Annotated in this window: 19 protein-coding genes; 13 read left to right on the top strand and 6 right to left on the bottom strand. The window is 52.8% G+C overall.

Annotated elements, in window-relative coordinates; all coding sequences use genetic code 11:
• Window positions 1-11 precede the first annotated feature (11 nt).
• The 9 genes from BMY09_RS02700 to BMY09_RS02660 all read left to right on the top strand — a co-directional run bounded on the left by BMY09_RS02700 (window position 12) and on the right by BMY09_RS02660 (window position 10,167).
• Window positions 12-815, top strand: a complete 804-nt coding sequence (locus BMY09_RS02700) for an enoyl-CoA hydratase/isomerase family protein (protein ID WP_091353949.1) — start codon at window positions 12-14, stop codon at window positions 813-815.
• A gap of 5 nt (window positions 816-820) precedes the next feature.
• Complete coding sequence (locus BMY09_RS02695; protein WP_091353555.1) at window positions 821-2,812, top strand: acetyl/propionyl/methylcrotonyl-CoA carboxylase subunit alpha; 1,992 nt, start codon at window positions 821-823, stop codon at window positions 2,810-2,812.
• 2 nt (window positions 2,813-2,814) lie between these two features.
• Window positions 2,815-3,717, top strand: coding sequence for a hydroxymethylglutaryl-CoA lyase (locus BMY09_RS02690; protein ID WP_091353552.1), 903 nt, complete (start codon window positions 2,815-2,817; stop codon window positions 3,715-3,717).
• A 168-nt stretch (window positions 3,718-3,885) separates the two neighbouring features.
• Window positions 3,886-4,464, top strand: a complete 579-nt coding sequence (locus tag BMY09_RS02685; RefSeq protein ID WP_091353549.1) for a peroxidase-related enzyme — start codon at window positions 3,886-3,888, stop codon at window positions 4,462-4,464.
• Window positions 4,465-4,550: 86 nt separating this feature from the next.
• Entirely contained in the window at window positions 4,551-6,242 is a 1,692-nt protein-coding gene (locus BMY09_RS02680) for an AMP-binding protein (RefSeq protein ID WP_091353548.1), read from the top strand.
• Between the two features lie 94 nt (window positions 6,243-6,336).
• Entirely contained in the window at window positions 6,337-7,161 is an 825-nt protein-coding gene (locus BMY09_RS02675) for a class I SAM-dependent methyltransferase (protein ID WP_091353545.1), read from the top strand.
• A 75-nt stretch (window positions 7,162-7,236) separates the two neighbouring features.
• The gene (locus BMY09_RS02670; RefSeq protein WP_091353543.1) at window positions 7,237-8,730 is read left to right on the top strand and encodes a DEAD/DEAH box helicase; all 1,494 of its coding nucleotides are present in this window, start codon (window positions 7,237-7,239) and stop codon (window positions 8,728-8,730) included.
• Window positions 8,731-8,824: 94 nt separating this feature from the next.
• Window positions 8,825-9,775, top strand: coding sequence for a ketopantoate reductase family protein (locus BMY09_RS02665; RefSeq protein ID WP_091353541.1), 951 nt, complete (start codon window positions 8,825-8,827; stop codon window positions 9,773-9,775).
• A 47-nt stretch (window positions 9,776-9,822) separates the two neighbouring features.
• Window positions 9,823-10,167 carry a HopJ type III effector protein gene (locus BMY09_RS02660; protein WP_091353538.1) on the top strand — a complete coding sequence of 115 codons (345 nt, stop codon included), beginning with the start codon at window positions 9,823-9,825 and terminating at the stop codon, window positions 10,165-10,167.
• A gap of 467 nt (window positions 10,168-10,634) precedes the next feature.
• Here the strand turns inward: BMY09_RS02660 and BMY09_RS02650 are convergent, their stop codons facing one another.
• From BMY09_RS02650 to BMY09_RS02630, 5 genes are all read right to left on the bottom strand, one after another.
• A complete protein-coding gene (locus tag BMY09_RS02650) occupies window positions 10,635-11,435 on the bottom strand; it encodes a sulfite exporter TauE/SafE family protein (protein WP_091353534.1) in 801 nt (266 codons plus the stop codon).
• 68 nt (window positions 11,436-11,503) lie between these two features.
• Entirely contained in the window at window positions 11,504-13,066 is a 1,563-nt protein-coding gene (locus BMY09_RS02645; RefSeq protein WP_091353531.1) for a SulP family inorganic anion transporter, read from the bottom strand.
• Between the two features lie 79 nt (window positions 13,067-13,145).
• Complete coding sequence (locus BMY09_RS02640) at window positions 13,146-13,766, bottom strand: nucleoside deaminase (RefSeq protein ID WP_091353528.1); 621 nt, start codon at window positions 13,764-13,766, stop codon at window positions 13,146-13,148.
• A gap of 39 nt (window positions 13,767-13,805) precedes the next feature.
• Window positions 13,806-14,882 carry a DNA polymerase IV gene (gene dinB / locus BMY09_RS02635; RefSeq protein ID WP_376787866.1) on the bottom strand — a complete coding sequence of 359 codons (1,077 nt, stop codon included), beginning with the start codon at window positions 14,880-14,882 and terminating at the stop codon, window positions 13,806-13,808.
• A 66-nt stretch (window positions 14,883-14,948) separates the two neighbouring features.
• A complete protein-coding gene (locus BMY09_RS02630; protein ID WP_091353522.1) occupies window positions 14,949-15,236 on the bottom strand; it encodes a helix-turn-helix domain-containing protein in 288 nt (95 codons plus the stop codon).
• Between the two features lie 200 nt (window positions 15,237-15,436).
• On the opposite strand from BMY09_RS02630, the gene BMY09_RS02625 reads away from it, so the two are divergent.
• From BMY09_RS02625 to BMY09_RS02610, 4 genes are all read left to right on the top strand, one after another.
• Window positions 15,437-15,625 carry a hypothetical protein gene (locus BMY09_RS02625; RefSeq protein WP_091353519.1) on the top strand — a complete coding sequence of 63 codons (189 nt, stop codon included), beginning with the start codon at window positions 15,437-15,439 and terminating at the stop codon, window positions 15,623-15,625.
• Between the two features lie 132 nt (window positions 15,626-15,757).
• The gene (gene olsF, locus BMY09_RS02620) at window positions 15,758-17,473 is read left to right on the top strand and encodes a bifunctional ornithine lipid synthase OlsF (RefSeq protein ID WP_091353516.1); all 1,716 of its coding nucleotides are present in this window, start codon (window positions 15,758-15,760) and stop codon (window positions 17,471-17,473) included.
• A 105-nt stretch (window positions 17,474-17,578) separates the two neighbouring features.
• Window positions 17,579-18,277 carry a hypothetical protein gene (locus BMY09_RS02615; RefSeq protein WP_091353513.1) on the top strand — a complete coding sequence of 233 codons (699 nt, stop codon included), beginning with the start codon at window positions 17,579-17,581 and terminating at the stop codon, window positions 18,275-18,277.
• Between the two features lie 14 nt (window positions 18,278-18,291).
• Window positions 18,292-19,008, top strand: a complete 717-nt coding sequence (locus tag BMY09_RS02610) for a DnaJ domain-containing protein (RefSeq protein WP_091353511.1) — start codon at window positions 18,292-18,294, stop codon at window positions 19,006-19,008.
• A 14-nt stretch (window positions 19,009-19,022) separates the two neighbouring features.
• Here the strand turns inward: BMY09_RS02610 and BMY09_RS02605 are convergent, their stop codons facing one another.
• Window positions 19,023-20,267 (bottom strand): hypothetical protein, encoded by a 1,245-nt coding sequence (locus tag BMY09_RS02605; protein ID WP_139203122.1) that lies wholly within the window; start codon window positions 20,265-20,267, stop codon window positions 19,023-19,025.
• Between the last annotated feature and the right edge of the window lie 30 nt (window positions 20,268-20,297).

Raw genomic sequence — 20,297 nt, 5'->3', positions numbered from 1 at the left:
AGGATCAGACAATGACAATCAATACACAACAACTGGTGCTGTTGGAAAAAAGCGCCAACGGCGTTGCCGAACTGATTATCAACCGCCCAGAGGTGCACAATGCTTTTGATGATGGTGTAATCGAACAGCTGATCCACAGCCTTGAAGCCACCCATGAAGACCCTGAAGTGCGGGTATTGGTGCTGCGCTCCCGGGGTAAGAACTTTTCTGCCGGTGCCGACCTGGGCTGGATGAAGCGGATGGCCAACAACACCCATGAAGAAAACATGGTGGATGCCGGCCGTCTGGCAAAACTGATGGAACTGCTGCACAACCACAGCAAACCCACCATCGCCCTGATTCAGGGCGCCGCCTACGGTGGTGCCGTCGGTCTGGCCGCCTGCTGCGATATCGTGATTGCCGCCGAGAGCAGTTCATTCTGTCTTTCAGAAGTCAAAATCGGACTGATTCCCGCCGTGATCAGCCCCTATGTGGTACGTGCCATTGGTGAACGTCAGTCACGCCGCTATTTCCTTACCGCAGAACTGTTCAGCGCCCAGGCTGCGCAACAGTTTGGGCTGGTGCATGAAGTGGTGGAAAACGTTGAGCAACTGGACGAAGCCTGCGACCGGTTTATCGCCTCGCTACAAAAAAACAGCCCCCAGGGGATGAAAGCCGCTAAACAGCTTATCTATGCCGTCAGCCAGAAAGAGATCACCAGCGAAGTGATCGATGACACGGCCCGTCGCATCGCAGATATCCGCGTCAGCGACGAAGGTCAGGAAGGACTCAGCTCCTTCCTGCAGAAGCGTAAACCGAACTGGATTCAGGAGTAAGCGGCATGTTTAATAAAATTCTAATTGCCAACCGTGGGGAGATCGCCTGCCGGGTTATTCAGACCGCTCACCGTCTGGGTATCCGTTGTGTTGCTGTCTACTCTGAAGCCGATAAAAACGCCCGTCACGTGGCGATGGCGGATGAAGCCTTTCTGCTGGGGCCTGCCCCCAGCAGCGAAAGTTACCTGCGCGGTGACAAGATTCTTGAGATCGCCAAACAGTCCGGCGCTCAGGCGATCCACCCGGGTTATGGTTTCCTCTCAGAGAACGCCGAGTTTGCCCGCGCCTGTTTCGATAACGGTATCGAGTTTATCGGGCCACCCACGAGCGCGATTGAAGCGATGGGCTCCAAATCCGCCGCCAAAGAGATTATGTCTCACGCAGCGGTGCCACTGGTGCCGGGTTATCATGGCGAAGATCAGTCCCCGGCACTACTGAAAGAGGAATCGGTGCGTTGCGGCTTTCCCCAACTGTTGAAAGCGGTGGCTGGCGGCGGCGGTAAAGGGATGCGGGTGGTTAACTCTATTGATGAGTTTGATGAAGCGCTGAAATCCGCCTGTCGTGAGGCGAAAAACGCCTTTGGCAACCCGGATATGCTGATTGAGCGTTACCTCACCCAACCCCGTCATGTTGAGATCCAGGTGTTCTGCGATAAACAGGGCAACGGCGTTTATCTGGCGGAGCGGGACTGTTCGGTGCAGCGTCGTCACCAGAAAGTGATCGAGGAAGCGCCAGCCCCTAACCTGTCCGATACAACCCGTAAGGCGATGGGTGAAGCAGCGGTGCGCGCCGCTCAGGCGATCGATTATGTGGGTGCAGGTACGGTTGAGTTTCTCTATGACGTGGATGGTTCCTTCTACTTTATGGAGATGAACACCCGCCTGCAGGTTGAGCATCCGGTTACCGAGCTGATTACCGGGCAGGATCTGGTGGAGTGGCAGCTGCGGATAGCCAGTGGCGAACCGCTGCCGTTGCAGCAGGACGAGATCCGTATCAATGGTCATGCACTGGAAGCCCGGGTGTATGCGGAAGACCCTGATAACGATTTCCTGCCCGCCACCGGCATCCTGCGTTATCTGCGCACTCCGCAGGAAAGCCAGCATGTTCGGGTAGATACCGGCGTGGTGGAAGGCGATGAGGTAAGTGTCTTCTATGATCCGATGATCGCCAAACTGATCGTCTGGGATGATAACCGTGACCGGGCCATTGCGCGGATGGAGCAGGCGCTGGAGGAGTACCGCATCAGCGGCCTGAAAACTAATCTGCGCTTCCTGCGTAATCTGGCAGGCAGTGCGCCCTTTAAGGCGCTGGATCTGGATACCGGCTTTATTGATAAACATGAAGCATTGCTGTTTCCGGCCAGCAATCTGAACAGCGCATTCTGTCTGGTCATGGCGGCTTGTTTCTTCAGTGAAAAAACCAAGCAGCAGGCCAATAACCCGGACGACCCTTATTCACCCTTCGGTTATCAGAACAGCTGGCGGCTTAACTCAGAATATGCCCGCCCGCTGACACTGATCCATGCTGACACCGACTACCAGTTAAGCATTCTGGAAGGCGGCAATAAAGGTCAGTATCAGGTACAGATCGATGATGCCAGCTACCAGGTCACCGCGCAGCTGAATGATGATCTGCTGGATGTGGTGATCAATGGTCACCGCCTTAGCGTGCACCTGTTTAACGATGGCGATCAGCTCACCCTGTTCCACGAAGGCGAACAGTTTATCTGTGAGCAGCACCGGGAAACCTTTGGCAGTGATGATCAGGCTGGCGATAACAGCCTGACAGCCCCCATGAATGGTGCGGTAGTCGCGGTACTGGTTGAAGCGGGACAAGCGGTTAAAGCTGGAGACACGCTGGTGATTATGGAAGCGATGAAGATGGAACACAGTCTGAAAGCACCCCATGACGGCACGGTTGCTGAGATCTATTTCGCTGAAGGCGATCTGGTTGAAGATGGTGCGGAACTGATCTCTCTGGATGTAACGGAGGCATAACGATGGCATTTCCAACACATCTTCGCCTGTTCGAAATGGGAGCCCGTGACGGTTTGCAGAACGAGCCTGGAGCGGTGATTGATACGGCCATTAAGATAGAGCTGATCAACCGGCTGAGTGAGTGCGGGCTGCGTCATATTGAAGCGGCCAGCTTTGTGTCGCCCAAATGGGTGCCGCAGATGGGCGATGCCGCTGCCGTTATGAACGGTATCAACCGTAAAGCGGGAGTGACCTACTCTGCACTGACACCCAACCTGCAAGGACTTGAGGGCGCCATCGCTGCGGGCGCTGATGAGGTTGCTGTCTTCGGCGCAGCCTCTGAAGCGTTCACCCAAAAGAATATCAACTGTTCGATCAGTGAAAGTCTGGAACGCTTTGCCCCGGTGATTGAACGGGCTCAAGCCTGCAATATCCGGGTGCGTGGCTATGTTTCCACGGTGATGGGCTGTCCTTATGAGGGAGAGACAGATCCCGCTCAGGTGGCTGCTGTCAGCCGTGAGTTACTGGATATGGGCTGCTATGAGATCTCTTTGGGCGACACCATTGGCACTGGTACGCCGCTTAAAGCCAAGCAGATGCTGGAAGCAGTGAGCAAGCAAGTGCCTATAGAGAAGCTGGCAGCACACTTCCATGACACTTACGGACAAGCCCTGGCGAATCTGTATGCGGTGATCGAGGAAGGGATCGCGGTGATCGATGCCTCAGTTGCCGGTCTGGGTGGCTGCCCTTATGCCAAAGGCGCATCAGGCAATGTCGCCACCGAGGATGTCCTTTACATGCTGAATGGGCTGGGCATCGACACCGGCGTCGATCTTGAAAAACTGGCGCAGACCGGTCACTGGATTACCGCTCAGCTGGGTCGCACCAGCGGTTCCAAAGTGGCTCTGGCCATCGGTTGTCAATAAACACAAAGGGACAGTGAATAGATTTAATCCGATCTTAAAACTTTCCTCTTGAAAGAAAGTAAGGGTTTACCCTAATATAGAGCAGATATCCAGGTTCCTGCTTATGGACCCGGGCGGAACAATCCCGCTTATCTGCTCTGACGGACAAAAATAATACGGAGTAATACCATGTCTCAACCTGATCATATTACCGCGCTGGACCTGCACTACCCGTCACGGGAAGAGCTGCCCGACGACGTTAAAAAATATTTCGATGTTTGCGATGCAAAGCTGGGCATGATCCCCAATGTCCTCAAGGCCTACAGTCAGAACCTGGCTCAGCTGGAGGTGTTCTCCCGTTTCTACAATGAGATGATGTTCGGCGACAGCAATCTGACCACCCTTGAGCGGGAGATGCTAGCGGTAGCCGTATCCTCTCAGAATCACTGTTTTTACTGCATCGCCGCCCACGGTGCTGCAGTGAGAAACTATTCTGGCGATCCGGCACTGGGCGAGTTGCTTGCTATCAATTACCGCGCCGCTGAACTGTCAACTCGCCACCGGGCGATGCTGGATTTCGCCGTTAAGATGACGGTATCTCCCGACTGTATTGAGGAGAGTGATCGTCAGGCGCTGCGGGATGCAGGATTCAGCGACCGGGATATCTGGGATATTGCGAATGTAGCCGGCTTTTACAATATGACCAACCGGGTAGCAGGCGCCGTGGATATGCAACCTAACCCTGAATACCACTCCCAGGCACGTTAAACAGATGAGCGGATATCCGTGCTGATCAGGCTGACAGCACGGATATTTAAACCCTCAATATATAAAAATAATGAAGGGATGAAGCAATGAGCAATGCACAACCCAGTTATACCAGTGGCACCAGCAACACTCCCCTGCTGGGCATGACGATTGGCGAAAAGTTTGATGAGATCTGCGCCACCTATCCCGATAATGATGCGCTGATTGTTCACTATCAGGATATTCGCTGGACCTACACCGAGCTGAAAGAGAAAGTTGAACAGTGCGCCCGGGCCCTGCTGGCCATCGGCGTTAAGCCCGGTGATCGTGTTGGCATGTGGTCGCCCAATACCGCCCAGTGGACGATCACCCAGTTCGCCACCGCCAAAGTTGGTGCGATTCTGGTGAATATCAACCCGGCGTACCGTCTGCACGAGCTGGAATATGCCCTGAATCAATCGGGGGCTAAGTTTCTGGTGACGGCTGACAGCTTTAAGTCATCCAATTACACGGCAATGCTGCTGGAGCTGGCGCCCGAACTGAACAACTGCGAGATTGGGCAGCTTAAGTCGGCCAAACTGAAAACCCTGGAATGCATCATCAACCTGGCGGATGAGCAGCATCCCGGCATGTGGCGCTGGAACGCCTTTATGAAGCAAGCTGACAAGGTTGATCTGCAACAGGTTAAGGATATTCAGGCATCCCTGCAGTTTGATGACCCGATCAATATCCAGTACACCTCTGGCACCACCGGTTTCCCTAAAGGCGCGACCCTGAGTCACCACAATATTCTGAATAATGGCTTCTTTGTTGCAGAGAGTCAGAACTTTACCGACAAAGACCGGCTGATCATTCCCGTACCGCTGTACCACTGCTTTGGCATGGTGATGGGTAACCTGGGTTGCATGACGCACGGCGCAACCATGATCTACCCCACCGAAGGTTTTGAACCGAAAGCGGTACTGGAAGCGGTCGAGAAGGAAAAAGCCACCGCACTCTATGGTGTGCCCACCATGTTTATTGCCGAGCTGGATCATCCGGATTTTGATAACTATGACCTTTCCAGCCTGCGCACCGGTATTATGGCCGGATCAATCTGCCCCGCCGAGGTGATGAAAGCGGTCAATTCCAAAATGCATATGAAAGAGGTGCAGATCGCTTACGGCATGACCGAGACCAGCCCGGTCTCCACCCAGACCCGGGCGGATGATCCGTTTGAGAAACAGGTCACCACCGTGGGCCGTACCCAGCCACACCTGGAAAGTAAAATTATCGATCCTCTGACCGGGCGGATACAGCCGCGGGGCGAAATCGGTGAACTATGCACCCGGGGTTACAGTGTGATGATCAAATACTGGAACAACGAAGAGGGCACCAAAAGCGCCATCGATGAGCACCACTGGATGCATACCGGCGACCTGGCGACCATGGATGAAGACGGCTATATCCAGATTGTTGGCCGGATCAAAGATATGGTGATCCGAGGCGGCGAGAACGTCTATCCGAAAGAGATCGAGGAGTTTCTCTATACCCATCCGAACATCATCGATGTTCAGGTTACCGGTGTACCCGACAAAAAATATGGTGAGGAGCTGATCGCCTGGGTGAAACTGAGCGCAGATTCAGAAAGCGTCACCGAGGAGCAGCTGCGGGATTTCTGCAAAGGGCAGATCACCCACTTCAAGATTCCGCGCTACTTTAAGTTCGTTGATGAGTTTCCGATGACCGTGACTGGCAAGATTCAGAAATTCAAGATGCGTGAGATCTCGATCAAAGAATTGGGGCTGGATGATATCTGACCTGCTGATTTACCGTTAGACTATCAGGGCTCAAGCGTATTAACGTCAGGTTAAATTACGCTGGGCCCTGTTCTTTTTTGCACTGGAAATACTGATGGATATAGAGCACCACTACAGCGCTCACATGGCTGAAACCGCCCTGCTAAACACCCTGAAAGAATGTTATCCCGCAGGGCCGACACTGTATCAGTTGGCTCCAATCGATCAGTTGCATATCGGCGGCATCAAAGCGTCAGAAAAGCTCCTGCAACAGCTGGAACAGACGCAACCCAGACGTATTCTGGAGATAGGTAGTGGTGCAGGCGGACTGATGCGGATGATCAATAGCCGCTTCAGTGCAGAGGTGACTGGTATCGATATCACCCACCGTTTTAATACCCTGAACCGCGCTCTGACCGTGCTGACAGATAACTCAGCCGCCCCGGTAATCACCTGTGATGCGCAACAACTGCCCTTTGCTGACAACCGTTTTGACTGCATTATTCTGCAGCACAGTCTGCTGAATATTCCGGATACAGGGCGCTGCCTGCAAGAGTGTCTGAGAGTACTGGATGGGAATGGATCGCTGTTGCTACACGAGGTATTAGAAGGCCCCCACTCCGCCCGTATGACCTATCCGGTGCCCTGGGCACGCTCCGCAGATCAGTCACATCTGATTACCTTTGATACGCTATCTACATTGCTGGAGAGAAGTGGCTTTCAACTCAGCACGGCAGAAAACTGGTCAGAGGAAGCACTGCAATGGCGTCAGCGGCAAGCGGATAAAGAGAAGCACAGTGAAAAATCCCCTGCAGCCCCGCCAGTCTCACCGATTCAGATTCTCGGTGAAGCGTTTAAGCAGATGGGCCCCAACGTCATCACCAACCTCAGTGAGGGTGCGGTCGAAGTATGGCAACTGAGTTGTACGGCAACGTTATAATCACTGCCAATCCCACGGCCTTTCCTGTATCCTTCGCGCTCGTCATTTTGACAATACTGTTGATAGAGAGAGTGCATGAAATTTACTGATCTGGGCCTGTCGGCACCGATACTTGATGCCGTTACCGATAAAGGTTACGAGACCCCTTCCCCCATTCAGGCGCAGGCGATTCCCGCTGTACTGGAGGGCAAGGACCTGATGGCTGCCGCTCAGACCGGTACCGGTAAAACTGCCGGTTTCACCCTGCCTCTTCTGGAACTGCTAAGCCGTGGCGAACGCGCCCAGGGCAACCAGATCCGTGCACTGATACTGACCCCGACCCGGGAACTGGCTGCACAGGTTGCCGAGAGTGTGCAGGACTATGGCAAACATCTGCCATTGCGCTCCGCAGTCGTCTTCGGTGGTGTCAGCATCAATCCCCAGATGATGCAGCTGCGCAAAGGGGTCGATATTCTGATCGCCACCCCCGGTCGTCTGATGGACCTGTATAATCAGAACGCCGTTAAATTCAACAAAGTTGAAGTGCTGGTGCTGGATGAAGCGGACCGGATGCTGGATATGGGCTTTATCCATGACATCAAAAGAATCATCAACCTGCTGCCTAAACAGCGTCAGAACCTGATGTTTTCAGCCACCTTCTCCGATTCAATCCGCAATCTGGCCAAAGGGCTGGTCAACAACCCGGTCGAGATCTCTGTCACCCCGCGTAACACCACCGCAACCAATGTAAAACAGTGGATCTGCCCGGTTGATAAGAAACAGAAATCGGCACTATTCAGCGCCCTGCTGGCCGAACACCAATGGCATCAGGTGCTGGTGTTTACCCGCACTAAACGCGGTGCCAACCAGCTGTGTAAGCATCTGGATGCGGGCGGCGTCAATGCCGCGGCCATACACGGCAATAAAAGTCAGGGAGCCCGCACCAAAGCGCTGCTGGAGTTTAAACAGGGTAAAATTCAGGTACTGGTGGCAACCGACATCGCTGCCCGGGGCCTGGATATTGATCAGCTCCCTCAGGTCGTTAACTTTGACCTGCCCAATGTAGCAGAAGACTATGTTCACCGGATCGGCCGTACCGGTCGTGCCGGTGCCAGTGGCCAGGCGATCTCACTGGTCAGCGCTGATGAGTTTGACCAGTTGTCAGATATCGAGCATCTGATTGGCCGGATACTTGATCGGGAGGAGGTTCTGGGTTTTCAGCCGCTACATAATCTGCCCGAATCCAGCCTCAATAAGCGTAAACGCAAACCGAATAAGCCCAAAAGAGCTAAGCCTCAGGCTGAGCACAAAGATGGCCAGCGCTCGGCAGATGTTGCCCGTGGCCACAAGCCCGCCGGTAAAAACAAGCGTCACCGTGCCAGCGGTGCAGGTCGTCAGGAAGCCGCGTTAACCTCGGCTAAACCTGCCCAGCGTAAACCCGCACAGGCCAAGGCTGCCCAGGGCAACGCTTCTGGCAACAAGCAACAACCCGCGAACCGTGGCGGACGTTCCAACAGTGGAGGCAACAGCCCGGCCAAACCGGGGAACCGTCGCCCGGCACGGGGCAGACCCGGCATTTCCCGCGGTTAAAATTGTCATTCACAACGGCTTCCCGGGTGGAAATCGTTATCTTTTCAGGTAAAGTGCTACCCTCATCCAGAAACTGATATGAGCAGGTAGCACTATGCGTTTTCTTTTCATCGGTGCCGGTGGGATAGGCTGCTATTACGGCGCCCGACTGCAACTTCAGGGCCATCAGGTATGCTACCTGGCCCGGGGCGAGCATCTGCAGGCGTTGCAACAAAACGGACTGCAGGTAAGCCATCCTGACCTCAGTTTTAATCAACCGGTCGACGCGGTTGATATCGATAGCCTTCAACGGCAATACCCGTGCAACAGCTTCGACCTTATTCTGCTGACACTCAAAGCGGGCGCTACCGCAGCGATTCTGCAACAGTTGAAAGACTGGCTGCACACTGCTGAGGTACCAGTTTTATCACTGCAAAACGGTGTGGATAACGAACCTCTGATTGAACAGGCTCTGGGACGCCCACGCACTTTGGGAGGGCTGGCGGTGCGCATCGGCGGTCATATCATTGCGCCGGGACAGATTGAGGCCACAGGCCCCGCCCAGGTGGTGATGGGTAGCTGGCCAAACCAAAGCAGCGATCAGGCCTGCAACCCCAGCACCTTAGAACCGATTGTAGATGTGTTGAACCAGGCGGGCATCCCTACCCGGCTGAGTGCGGATATCCGCCATGAACTATGGCGTAAACTGCTGATTAATAATGGCGTCAATCCGCTTTCAGCATTAACCCGACTGGACACCCGCAGCCTGACATCACACCCCACCTATGGCAAAACGGTTTATCGCATGATGCAGGAGGTCGCCGCCGTTTCCGTTGCCGATGATGTCATCCTCAGCAAACAGGATGTCGATGAGATGTTTGAACTGATCAGCAGCTTTGATGCGATCAAAACCTCAATGCTGGTCGACAAAGAGAAGGGACGACCGCTGGAACTGGATGGCATCAGCGGTGCTGTTCTACAACGGGCCGTTCAGCTCGGCATCGATGTGCCCAACACGGAACTGGTTCACGCATTGCTGCAACAGCAGGAACAACCCTCCTTATAGAGCAATACACTTAAATCGCAGAAAATAGTAATCAACAGGAATACCGAATGGATCTTAAGCAGTTTCTTGAGCAACTTGATGACAGTGGTCGTTTTGATTTTGAAGACACAATGGCGACTATCGCAGCAAACTACGACTACACACCGGCCCGCTTCACCAATGGCGAACTGGTGAATGAAGCCGGCACCAATGAAGGCTCCTGCAAAATCTTTGCTTTCGCCCGCTTGAATGGACTGTCAGAGCAGCAAACCCTGAACTGCTTTGGTCGCTTCTATCACAACGATGTACTTGAGAATCCCCAGGGCAGCGATCACGGTAACATCCGTAATTTTATGGTGCATGGCTGGTCGGGCATCATTTTTGAGCAAACGGCGTTAACCGCCAAACCTTGATCTGAATCAAGTACTGAACAATGACGCCCCTTTTAGACAGGTAAGCCTCCCATTCAAGCCAAAATTAAGACTTTTTCCTATATTCTCACGACCACAATATAGCGATACTTATCCGCGTTGGATCGACGCTCTTCATGGACTTGAAGAACAGGCTGGGGGACATGGCAGTATAAACGCGATATGGACATGACCTATCGGCAGGACGCTGACTGGTATTTCGCAGAAAATTTCCATGGATGGGAAGCCTCTTCCGGGATTGCGAAGAGGTTACAGTATGGACCTGTTTTATACAGGGCAGCTAAGCAAGCACAGTTTAAAAAAAGAGCTCAGGGACCTGAAGCTCTTTTTTTATGTCTGAAATTTTTAGTCCTTGCCCTTTAGCAGACTTTGCAGCCCACCGGATACCGGTTCTTAGCATCCGCCACAGTAAAGCGCTTTCTCTATTGTGCGGCTCTGTGGCCAATGCATCAGATAACTGAACTGATCATCTTAATTGCCAGCCCCAGTAGTAATACTGCAAATACTTTCTTGAGTACCGGCACTGGTAACCGATGGGCAACATGCGCTCCCACAGGCGCTGTAAAATAGCTCATCATTGAGATAAGCACGACACCGGGCAGATAGATAAACCCAAACACGTAGTCGATCTGCAGATCTGCTGATAAACCATTGACAAGATAGCCAATGGAGCCTGCCACTGAAATTGGCAAACCGATGGCCGCAGAGGTACCAATCGCTTTCTTTACATCAACATTGTGCCAGCTCAGATAGGGTACGGTCAGCGTCCCGCCACCAATAGAAACCAATGCCGAGATACTGCCAATTACACTACCGGCAGCAAACAGCCCGGGCGTGCCCGGCAGATTTCGCGAAGGTTTAGGTTTGATATTCAGAAACATCTGAGCCGACGCATACACCAGAAAACAGGCAAAGAATATCCCAAGGGATGCCGAGCTGAGTACCGAAGCCAGAAAAGTCGCCAGAAACGCTCCGGTCACGATCCCCGGCGCGATAAGTCTTACTACCGGCCACAGCACCCCTCCCTTTTTATGGTGGGCACGCATACTGGAGATCGAGGTAATCACAATCGATGCCATCGAGGTACCCAGAGCAAGATGCACCACCTGCTCCTGAGGAATCCCCTGCCAGATAAACAGGGATGTCAGCACCGGCACCATCACCAGTCCTCCACCGATGCCTAACAGGCCCGCAAGAAAGCCGACAATCGTTCCCAGCGCAATAAAGGCGACAATCAGTCCAATATCCATTCTCAAATCCACTTAAAGTAAAAACCGCGACTATTGTCGCGGGTTTTCAGGAGATAACAAGTGGCAGATCATCCCAGCTTGTCATCAGCCACTTTGTAGTCGGGGTCTTCTTCCCGGTTGATCTCAACAGCACTGCCCGCCTTTTCAAGCAGACGGATACACTCATTACTCAGATGGCGAATATGGATATCGATACCAGCCTTCTCATATCGCTCCACCAGCGAATCGATCACCTCAACACCGGAATGATCCATTACCCGGCAGTTTGCGAAATCGATAATCACCTCCTGAGGATCAAACTTAGGGGTGAAATTATCCCGGAACGCCTGAACAGAACCGAAGAATAATGGCCCATGGGGCTTATAAACCTTGAGGAAGCCGTTCTGTTCAATACTGGTATCGATGCGCATATGCTTGGCGTGCTTCCAGGCAAATACCAGGGCTGACACAATCACGCCGACAATCACTGCAATCGCCAGATCGGTAAGCACTGTCACCACCGTCACCGTCACTACCACAATGGCATCAGAGGGTGGAATCTTACGCATCAGGTTGATACTGGCCCATTCAAAGGTACCAATCACCACGATAAACATCACCCCGACCAGTGCCGCCACCGGTATCATCTCAATCCAGCTTGACCCCACCAGAATGAAGAGCAGCAGGAACAGAGCCGCAGAGATACCTGAGGCCCGGCCAGTACCACCAGAACCGATATTGATCATACTCTGACCGATCATAGCGCAGCCGCCCATTCCGCCAAAGAAACCGGTGACCACATTGGCCACCCCCTGGCCGACACACTCTCTGTTACCACGACCCCGGGTTTCGGTGATCTCATCGATCAGTGTCAGCGTCAGTAGCGATTCGATCAGACCGATGGCAGCCAGAATCAATGCATAGGGCACGATCACTTTCAGGGTTTCTGCGTTGATATCCACCATGGGGATATGAAACTGTGGCAAACCACCCGCAATGCTTGCCGCGGGATTACCGGTCATATCCGCGAGCACATCCTGCACGCTACGGGCAGAATCAATATCCAGACCGATCACGACGCCGGTGACAACCAGAATCGCCACCAGCGTTGAGGGCACGGCGTTGGTTAACTTGGGCAAAAAATGGATAATTGCCATTGTCAGCACCACCAGACCCAGCATGATAGCCAGTTGCTGTCCCTGCATCCATCCCAGCACCCCGTCTGCATCGGCAACCTGAAACTGCTTCAGCTGAGCCAGAAAAATAACGATCGCCAGGCCGTTTACAAACCCCAGCATGACCGGATGGGGCACCATGCGGATAAATTTCCCCAAACGAAAAGTACCCGCGAGAATCTGAAAAATTCCCATCAACACCACGGTGGCAAACAGATACTCGATGCCATGTTCCGCTACCAGACTGACCATCACCACTGCCAGCGCTCCGGTTGCACCAGAGATCATCCCAGGCCGCCCGCCGATGGTTGCGGTGATCAGTCCCACCATGAAAGCCGCATACAGACCGACCAGGGGTTCAACCCCGGCAACAAAAGCAAAAGCCACGGCTTCCGGCACCAGCGCAAGCGCCACGGTCAGACCAGACAAGACATCGGATTTCATGCTTTGAGAACGTTTATAAATCAACTGCAGCATAGGAGAACACTTTTCCTGATTTTGAGAGCGGACGGAAAAAAAGCGCGATTATAGCATTGTGCATTTGCACAAAACAGGTTTAGGGACGGATATGCTTTAAAAGCTTCTCTCGCAATACAGGAAGGTTGGCTGAACTGATATCGGTAGCGAGCTGACGTACCGGTTCTGAAACATGGGCCTGATAGTGGGTTTGTAGCTGAGACAGGTTTCGCCAGGCTGGCGGCAGCTTATCAACACAGTGCAACATCCCGCCGTGCGAATCCGCTGCAATATACCGCACTGAACCAATACCGGATAACAGCAGCCGCGCCAGACACATCGGACAGGGTTCCAGAGAGACCAGCATTGTCAGCTGTTGAGGCAGATGTGCTATCAGGTTATCTTCCAACTGATCGATCAGCAGCATCTCAGCATGGGCCCTGCTGCTAAAACCCTGGCGACTGCGATCACTGCTGTCATGTGCGGCACTGAATACCTGGTTTTCCGACTGAGCCACCACTTCTCCCTGGGGATCCGTCAGAATCGCAGCCACACCATAGTTCCCCTGCTCTAATGCATCCAGCGCCAGACGGCAACAGTAAAGCGCATGGTGATCATCGCGAAACGCCGGATCGGCATGCAGTTGCTCCAGGCGACCAATCAATGGCGCGGTAAACATTGTGCCGGATGAAACCAGGCCTTCCTCGTCTGCCTTAGCCATCTGAGTCTCCTCCAAGCCTGTGATATTAAGCCAGTGATATTATTCGATCAGCTTCAGCTGGACCGCCATTTGCGAATTCTTTGGTTTCAGGCGATAACCCACACCAATCAGCCGCACCGCTTTCTTGCCCCGTTCCCAGGCTTCACGGCACAGATGCTGATAGAGCGCCAACGAGCACTCAGTGCCACTCTGCTCCATTGTAGTCTGGGTAAAGTCGGCAAACTTCAGTTTAATCACCCCGCCCGCTATCTCCCGCTGATCTGAATGCCGCTTAAAGCGTGATTCAAGCTCATTCAGCATCACTGGCAACTGTTCCAGACAACTGGCTATGTCGGGCAGGTCAGCAGAGAATGTGTGTTCGACACTGATCGACTTACGCTCTCTGCTGGTTCGTACAGGGCGATCATCCTCACCCCGGCTCAACTCATAGAGCCGCTTACCAAAGCGGCCAAAACGATCGACCAACTGGGCCATACTCAACGCTCGCAGATCAGCACAGGTCTCGATCCCCATCTGCTGTAACTTCGCTGAAGTGACCTTTCCCACACCATAGATTTTCTTCACCGGAAGCTGCAGCACAAAAGATTCCAACTGATCGGGTGTAATCACACAGAGACCATCCGGCTTATTCCAGTCACTGGCAATCTTGGCGATAAACTTATTTGGTGCAACACCGGCGGAGATGGTGATGCCAACGGTGTCCTTAACCCGCTGGCGGATCTCCCGGGCGATCAGGGTAGCACTCCCCCCCTTTAGCGTTGTCCCAGTCACATCAAGATAGGCTTCATCCAGCGACAATGGCTCTATCACATCAGTATAGTCCTCATAGATCGCCATAATAGCAGCGGAGGCCTGACGGTATTTTTCCATATTGCCGGGAATAACCTTCAGCGCGGGGCATAACTTGAGCGCGTGGGCAGTTGCCATAGCGGAGTGAATACCAAATTTCCGGGCGGGATAGTTACAGGTAGAGATCACTCCCCGACGCTCAGAGGAGCCACCGATAGCCAGCGGAATCTCTCTGAGCGAGGGGTCGTCGCGCATCTCTACGGCTGCAAAGAAGCAATCACAGTCGCAATGGATAATTTTTCGTTGAAGTGTCTCTGTCACTGCCAGGCCCGGATTAACGCGGTTAGAATGCGTTTTCCTAAGCCTACTACGAAATACTGTACAAAAAAACAGTTAATTAAAGTTCAGCGTACTCTTCACATCATCGATATTCTGACTCAACCAGTCCGGATTAATTGCGCCCCAGTGGTCGATAACATAATAACCATCATTATTGCGTCGACCATCCTGCTTGAAGTAGATATTAACCCCCATACCGGGAATCGCTTTAATAACATCCTGGATGGTACGTCTGGGCCAGCCTGTTTTCTCCATCAGGACAGGTACGCTGGGGCGATCAACAGTGGTAATAAGATGGGAGATGAAAAGCCGACGAGCAAATGTCGTATTAAGGTTGTCCATAATGCGTCTATTCCCTTAGATGTGCGTGAAGCTTAAAAATTTCAGCTGCTAATTTAGAAGATTAACGGGCTTAACGTCAAGAAAACAACCAGAAAAACCTCTGCCTCCGTCAACAACAGGTGCGATAGCAAATCATTCGGAACTCGAATTTGCGAAAAAATCTTCTAAGCTGAAGGAGTAATACAAAAAGGGCCCTATAGATGGAAACAGATCATACCAATAGCCACGAACAACCAAAACGAATAATACCCGAGCGAAGATCGGGTAAGGACCGTCGACGCACTCTTGACCGGCGCGATGAGATCCGTTTTGAAGCGAATCGGCGTAAGAATCATGGCCGCAGGACAGAAGACCGCGACCTCTGGAAGGAGTCTCTTGAGTTCGACTAGTGCGCCCCATAATCTGAACTGAATACCATCGACCTGATCGGCTGTAACCAGATAGTCACCTTTCTGCCAACCAACTGTCACGAAGATCACATAACTTGCACATGTGAACAGTTATAGGAAAGGTCAGACAACGTGATCAACGTCGAACAGGTCATCACCGAAAAATATCCCTCATTTGCCTCAAAACCCGCGCTTATCCGAAAAACAGCGCTGTTTATGCTGCGCCGCTTGTTCCATGAGCATGAGGTGAATACATTTCTTGAGGAAAACCATAACTGCCAGGGGTTCGAGTTTATAGACCGGGTACTGGACTACTTTAGTTTCACCTACAGCCTGTCCAATAAAGATCTGATGAATATTCCCTCCAGTGGCCGGGTGCTGATTATTGCTAACCACCCCCTGGGCGCTCTGGACGGTCTGGCACTGCTAAAAATGATTGGCGAGATCCGCAAGGATGTACGTATTGTTGCCAACGATATGCTGTCATCCTTTTCACAGTTAAACCCTCTGCTGCTACCAGTCGACAACCTTAACCGGGCAACCCGCAAACAGGATATTGCCAATATCAACAACGCCCTGCATAACGAGGAAGCGGTGATTGTGTTTCCGGCGGGAGAGGTGTCCCGGGCAGGAGCCACGGGCATAAAAGACAGCAACTGGAATCAGGGCTTTCTGCACTTTGCCAAAAAGACTAACAGCCCTATCCTGCCAATTTTCATCGGCGGCAAGAACTCCTCACTGTTCTATACCATCTCCGGTATCAACCGGGCACTGGCGGCACTTCTGCTGCCAAGAGAGATGTTTAACAAACACGCCATGAATCTCAAGTTTAAAGTGGGCGAACCGATCCCCTACAGCCAACTGGATAAACTCCCGGTGTCCGGGGTGGAAAAGAGCAAGATGGTACGCAAACACCTGTACCGTCTGGCCAGAGGCAAGAGCCCACTGTTCAAAACTGAAAAGACCATTGCCCATCCACAGGACCGTAAAGCGCTGAAAAAAGAGCTCAAGCAATCCGAACTGCTGGGGGAGACCGCAGACGGCAAGCGCATCTATCTGTTCGATTATCAGGCCGATTCAGCCGTCATGCGTGAAGTCGGCCGGCTTCGGGAAGTCTCATTCCGCTGTGTCGGCGAAGGTACCGGAGAAAAGCTCGATCTGGATCGCTACGACTCCCACTATCGCCACCTGATCCTCTGGGATGAAGAGGAGCTGGAGATCGTCGGCGCTTACCGCCTGGCGGAGGCCTGGAAGATGAATAACAGTGAAGATGATCAGCTGTACAGCTCGACGCTGTTTAATTACAGTCCCGCTATGCAGCAATTTTTCGAACAGGGTATCGAGCTGGGACGTAGCTTTGTACAGCCTAAGTACTGGGGCAAACGCAGCCTTGATTACCTTTGGTATGGCATCGGTGCCTATCTTAAACGTCACCCCGAAGTCCGCTATATGTTTGGTCCGGTAAGCCTGAGTAACAGCTATCCACAACACGCCAGGGATCTGCTGGTGTTTTTCTACAGTCTGTATTTTCCAGATCGGGATAACCTGGGAAAGTCGTTCACCCCCTACTCACTGAAACCCGAGACCATCGCCGATCTGCAAAAACTTTTCAGCGGCAGCAACTATAAAGAGGATTTCAAAACACTGAAGCAGCAGATGGATTGCCTCAACTGCGCGGTCCCTACCCTCTACAAGCAGTATGCCGATGTCTGTGAAGAGGGCGGCGTTCGCTTCCTCGATTTTGGCGTTGATGCCGACTTTAATTTCTGTGTAGATGGGCTGGTTCTGGTGGATATGGATTACCTTAAAGCGAAAAAAAGAGCCCGTTATATTGGTGATATCAACTAACCCATTCGATATTCAATACAACAAGGGGCTGCAAGGCCCCTTTTTTTCTGCCAGACTTTCAGGGAGAACAGCGTTATTCGATCAAAACATCAGGTTTGACACTATATGAGAGAAAAACACCCTCTGACTACGGTTTCCAGTGATCAGGATATTGAAGAGTTTCTGCAACAGGCACAACAACTCGCCGTGCCTGCCGCCGGTGATGCCCGGCTTATCTTCTCTCTGGATGCCACCGCCAGTCGCGAAAGGACCTGGGATCATGCCTGTCATCTGCAAAGTGAGATGTTTCTGCAAACCCGGGAGCTGGGACAGCTTTCGATCCAGCTATGCCACTATGGCGGAATGAACCAGTTCAGCGCCAGTCCCTGGCTGCAGGATACCAACAGTCTGCTCAACCGTATGAACGGTGTTAAGTGCCTCGGAGGCCATACCCAGATAGCCCGACTGCTGGAACACTGTCTGAAACAGACCCGGCAGCAACCGGTTCAGGCGATCATTTTTATCGGAGACTGCGTTGAAGAACCGGTAGACTTTCTCTGTCAGTTGGCGGGCCAGCTCGGTATCCACTCGACCCCTCTGTTTATTTTTCAGGAGGGACATGACATCACCGCCGCCCATGCTTTTAAACAGATGAGCAGGTTATCAGGCGGCGCATATTGCCGTTTTGATAATAGCAGTGCAGCCACCCTGAAAGCACTGCTCAGTGCAGTAGCGATATATGCCACCGGAGGACGTCGGGCCCTGCTCGAATATGCCAAAAAAGGCCACCCCGATATACTGCAACTCACCCACCAGCTTAAATAGCAAGGATCAGCCTCTTGAACCCAATCGTTCTTATACTGCTCGGATTAATCCTGTTGGGCTGGATTCTCTGGTTGCGCCGCAAATCCCCTGCGGATCAGCGCAAAGCCAACCTGATGCTGCTGGCAGGGGTTATCATGGCAGCACTCCTCTATCTGCTGGTCACGGGAAAGCTTAACTGGATTGCGGCGCTGGTGGCTATCTCCCTGCCATTCGTCCGCCGTTTTATTCCCCTGTTTCCTCTGCTGGGAAAACTCTTCCGGCACTACCAATCTAAACAGCAGGGTGGCGCCAACCGTTCTGAAGTCAACAGCCGTATTCTGAAGATGCGGCTGGATCACGATAGCGGCTCCCTTGAGGGGGAAGTCATTGAAGGCCCTCTGCAGGGCAGACAACTGGCAACCCTGAGTGAGTCGGAGTTTATCGAACTACTCAACTACTGCCGTAAAACCGATAAGCAGTCTGCCCGCTTGCTTGAGACCTATCTGGACAAGCGTTTTGGCGATAGCTGGCGCAAAGATGACACCGCAGACCAGAACAGCAACAACTCGGAACTATCAGAGAGTGACAGGGCGTACCAGATTCTTGGGCTTGAGCCGGGTGCTTCAAAAGAAGAGGTGATTGAGGCGCACCGCCGACTGATGCAAAAGCTTCACCCTGACCGCGGCGGCAGCGATTATCTGGCAGCAGAGATCAACCAGGCCAAAGACCTGCTACTGAAGCTATTATCCTGAATCGCCAGAGCCACTTATTCAGCGCCTGCGGCAGCGTCATTAACAATAATCTCATGCAACAGCTCATCATCAATATCAGCGGCCTGCACCTGAGGACTGGTCAGCAGCGACGGTTTCACTGTTGACTGAGTCTCTGGCGACTGCATCAGGGATGACGAAGCCTGATGCTGCTCACCGGACGCTGTTTCAGGCACCATATAGTCAGTGGAAGCACCCGGCTCAATGCCTTTCGCTGTGGCTGGCAGATTACTCAGCAGCTGACCACCACTGAGCCCGGAAGGCCGCCACAATTTAAATGTCGCCCCATAGCTGACCAGATGTTCTGAACCGGTTTGCAATACCAACTGGCCATCGGCTTCCCGACTGAACAACATCAGGTATTCCTGCTGGGCTGCGTCGCGCATACTGAATATCAGCTTACCCGATTGCAGATACTGCCAACGGCCTCGCTCCGCCACGGTTTTGCCCCCGGCATCCCGGGTTACCAGCTGTACCCGCTGATCCGCAGAAAGCTTAAACATCACCTGCGCCCTGCCCGGTGGCTGATACCAGTAAAAGCCGTAGATCTCACTACTGACAGGATGCCCTTTTCTGGCACAGCCCCTGTAGAGGCGGCCAAAAAAACGCATTTCTGCAGTAAAAGGCAACACCGTTCCGGTTGCCGCATCGTTGCAGCGACGCTGAAGAATTTTTATTTCTAGCGGTCGCTTTGTCGGCTGGGTTTCACGGTATACCGCAACAACAGCTGAATCTGGCTGCACCGCTGTGGACTCGCTGTCTTCTGCCGTGCCTCTCGAACGGGTTAATGTATCACGGTCTGCGGGGGAATCCTTTCCGGTTTCATTTGCGGTACGAAAACGATAGCTACCGGCCGGGGTGACACTCTTCACAATCACCTGATCCGCCATAATATCAGCTACCCAGACAGGGTCACTGCTGGCTGCTCTGTACTGCAAACCTTCGAGACGAAAATTACAGGTTTGCGCAGTGCCACCGACAGTCTCCACGGTTTTCACCCGCAGCATATTATCCTGTTGCGGATCAGTGCCTCCAATCAACTCGACATAAAGCGCCTCACTGCGTAACAGAGTAAACTTTCGGTAGAAAGCGGTCAGCTCCTGCTGAGCAGTGTTATCCTGAACCGGCCACCATAGCCTTTCATTGCAGGGCTGAAACCATAAAGCACCTGCCCGTTCAACCACCACTCCGGCCAGATTCTGAAGAGCGATCTGCGACGGAAAAGGCTGAGTCTTTTCCACCGCGCACCCGACCAGCGAGATTAGCGTCAT

This window comes from Amphritea atlantica, from assembly GCF_900111095.1.
In the GTDB taxonomy this organism is placed as follows: Bacteria; Pseudomonadota; Gammaproteobacteria; order Pseudomonadales; family Balneatricaceae; genus Amphritea; species Amphritea atlantica.
Note: the sequence above shows the minus strand (reverse complement) of the source record. Positions and strands in the feature narration are given on the sequence as shown.

What these genes read in the sequence shown, in the direction of transcription:
- BMY09_RS02665 (WP_091353541.1), top strand. Translation starts at nt 8,825, where the DNA reads ATGCGTTTTCTTTTCATCGGTGCCGGTGGGATAGGCTGCTATTACGGC.
- BMY09_RS02615 (WP_091353513.1), top strand. Translation starts at nt 17,579, where the DNA reads ATGAGAGAAAAACACCCTCTGACTACGGTTTCCAGTGATCAGGATATT.
- BMY09_RS02645 (WP_091353531.1), bottom strand. Translation starts at nt 13,066, where the DNA reads ATGCTGCAGTTGATTTATAAACGTTCTCAAAGCATGAAATCCGATGTC.
- BMY09_RS02660 (WP_091353538.1), top strand. Translation starts at nt 9,823, where the DNA reads ATGGATCTTAAGCAGTTTCTTGAGCAACTTGATGACAGTGGTCGTTTT.
- BMY09_RS02630 (WP_091353522.1), bottom strand. Translation starts at nt 15,236, where the DNA reads ATGGACAACCTTAATACGACATTTGCTCGTCGGCTTTTCATCTCCCAT.
- BMY09_RS02675 (WP_091353545.1), top strand. Translation starts at nt 6,337, where the DNA reads ATGGATATAGAGCACCACTACAGCGCTCACATGGCTGAAACCGCCCTG.
- BMY09_RS02700 (WP_091353949.1), top strand. Translation starts at nt 12, where the DNA reads ATGACAATCAATACACAACAACTGGTGCTGTTGGAAAAAAGCGCCAAC.
- BMY09_RS02650 (WP_091353534.1), bottom strand. Translation starts at nt 11,435, where the DNA reads ATGGATATTGGACTGATTGTCGCCTTTATTGCGCTGGGAACGATTGTC.
- BMY09_RS02625 (WP_091353519.1), top strand. Translation starts at nt 15,437, where the DNA reads ATGGAAACAGATCATACCAATAGCCACGAACAACCAAAACGAATAATA.
- BMY09_RS02640 (WP_091353528.1), bottom strand. Translation starts at nt 13,766, where the DNA reads ATGGCTAAGGCAGACGAGGAAGGCCTGGTTTCATCCGGCACAATGTTT.
- BMY09_RS02680 (WP_091353548.1), top strand. Translation starts at nt 4,551, where the DNA reads ATGAGCAATGCACAACCCAGTTATACCAGTGGCACCAGCAACACTCCC.
- BMY09_RS02695 (WP_091353555.1), top strand. Translation starts at nt 821, where the DNA reads ATGTTTAATAAAATTCTAATTGCCAACCGTGGGGAGATCGCCTGCCGG.
- BMY09_RS02670 (WP_091353543.1), top strand. Translation starts at nt 7,237, where the DNA reads ATGAAATTTACTGATCTGGGCCTGTCGGCACCGATACTTGATGCCGTT.
- BMY09_RS02685 (WP_091353549.1), top strand. Translation starts at nt 3,886, where the DNA reads ATGTCTCAACCTGATCATATTACCGCGCTGGACCTGCACTACCCGTCA.
- BMY09_RS02690 (WP_091353552.1), top strand. Translation starts at nt 2,815, where the DNA reads ATGGCATTTCCAACACATCTTCGCCTGTTCGAAATGGGAGCCCGTGAC.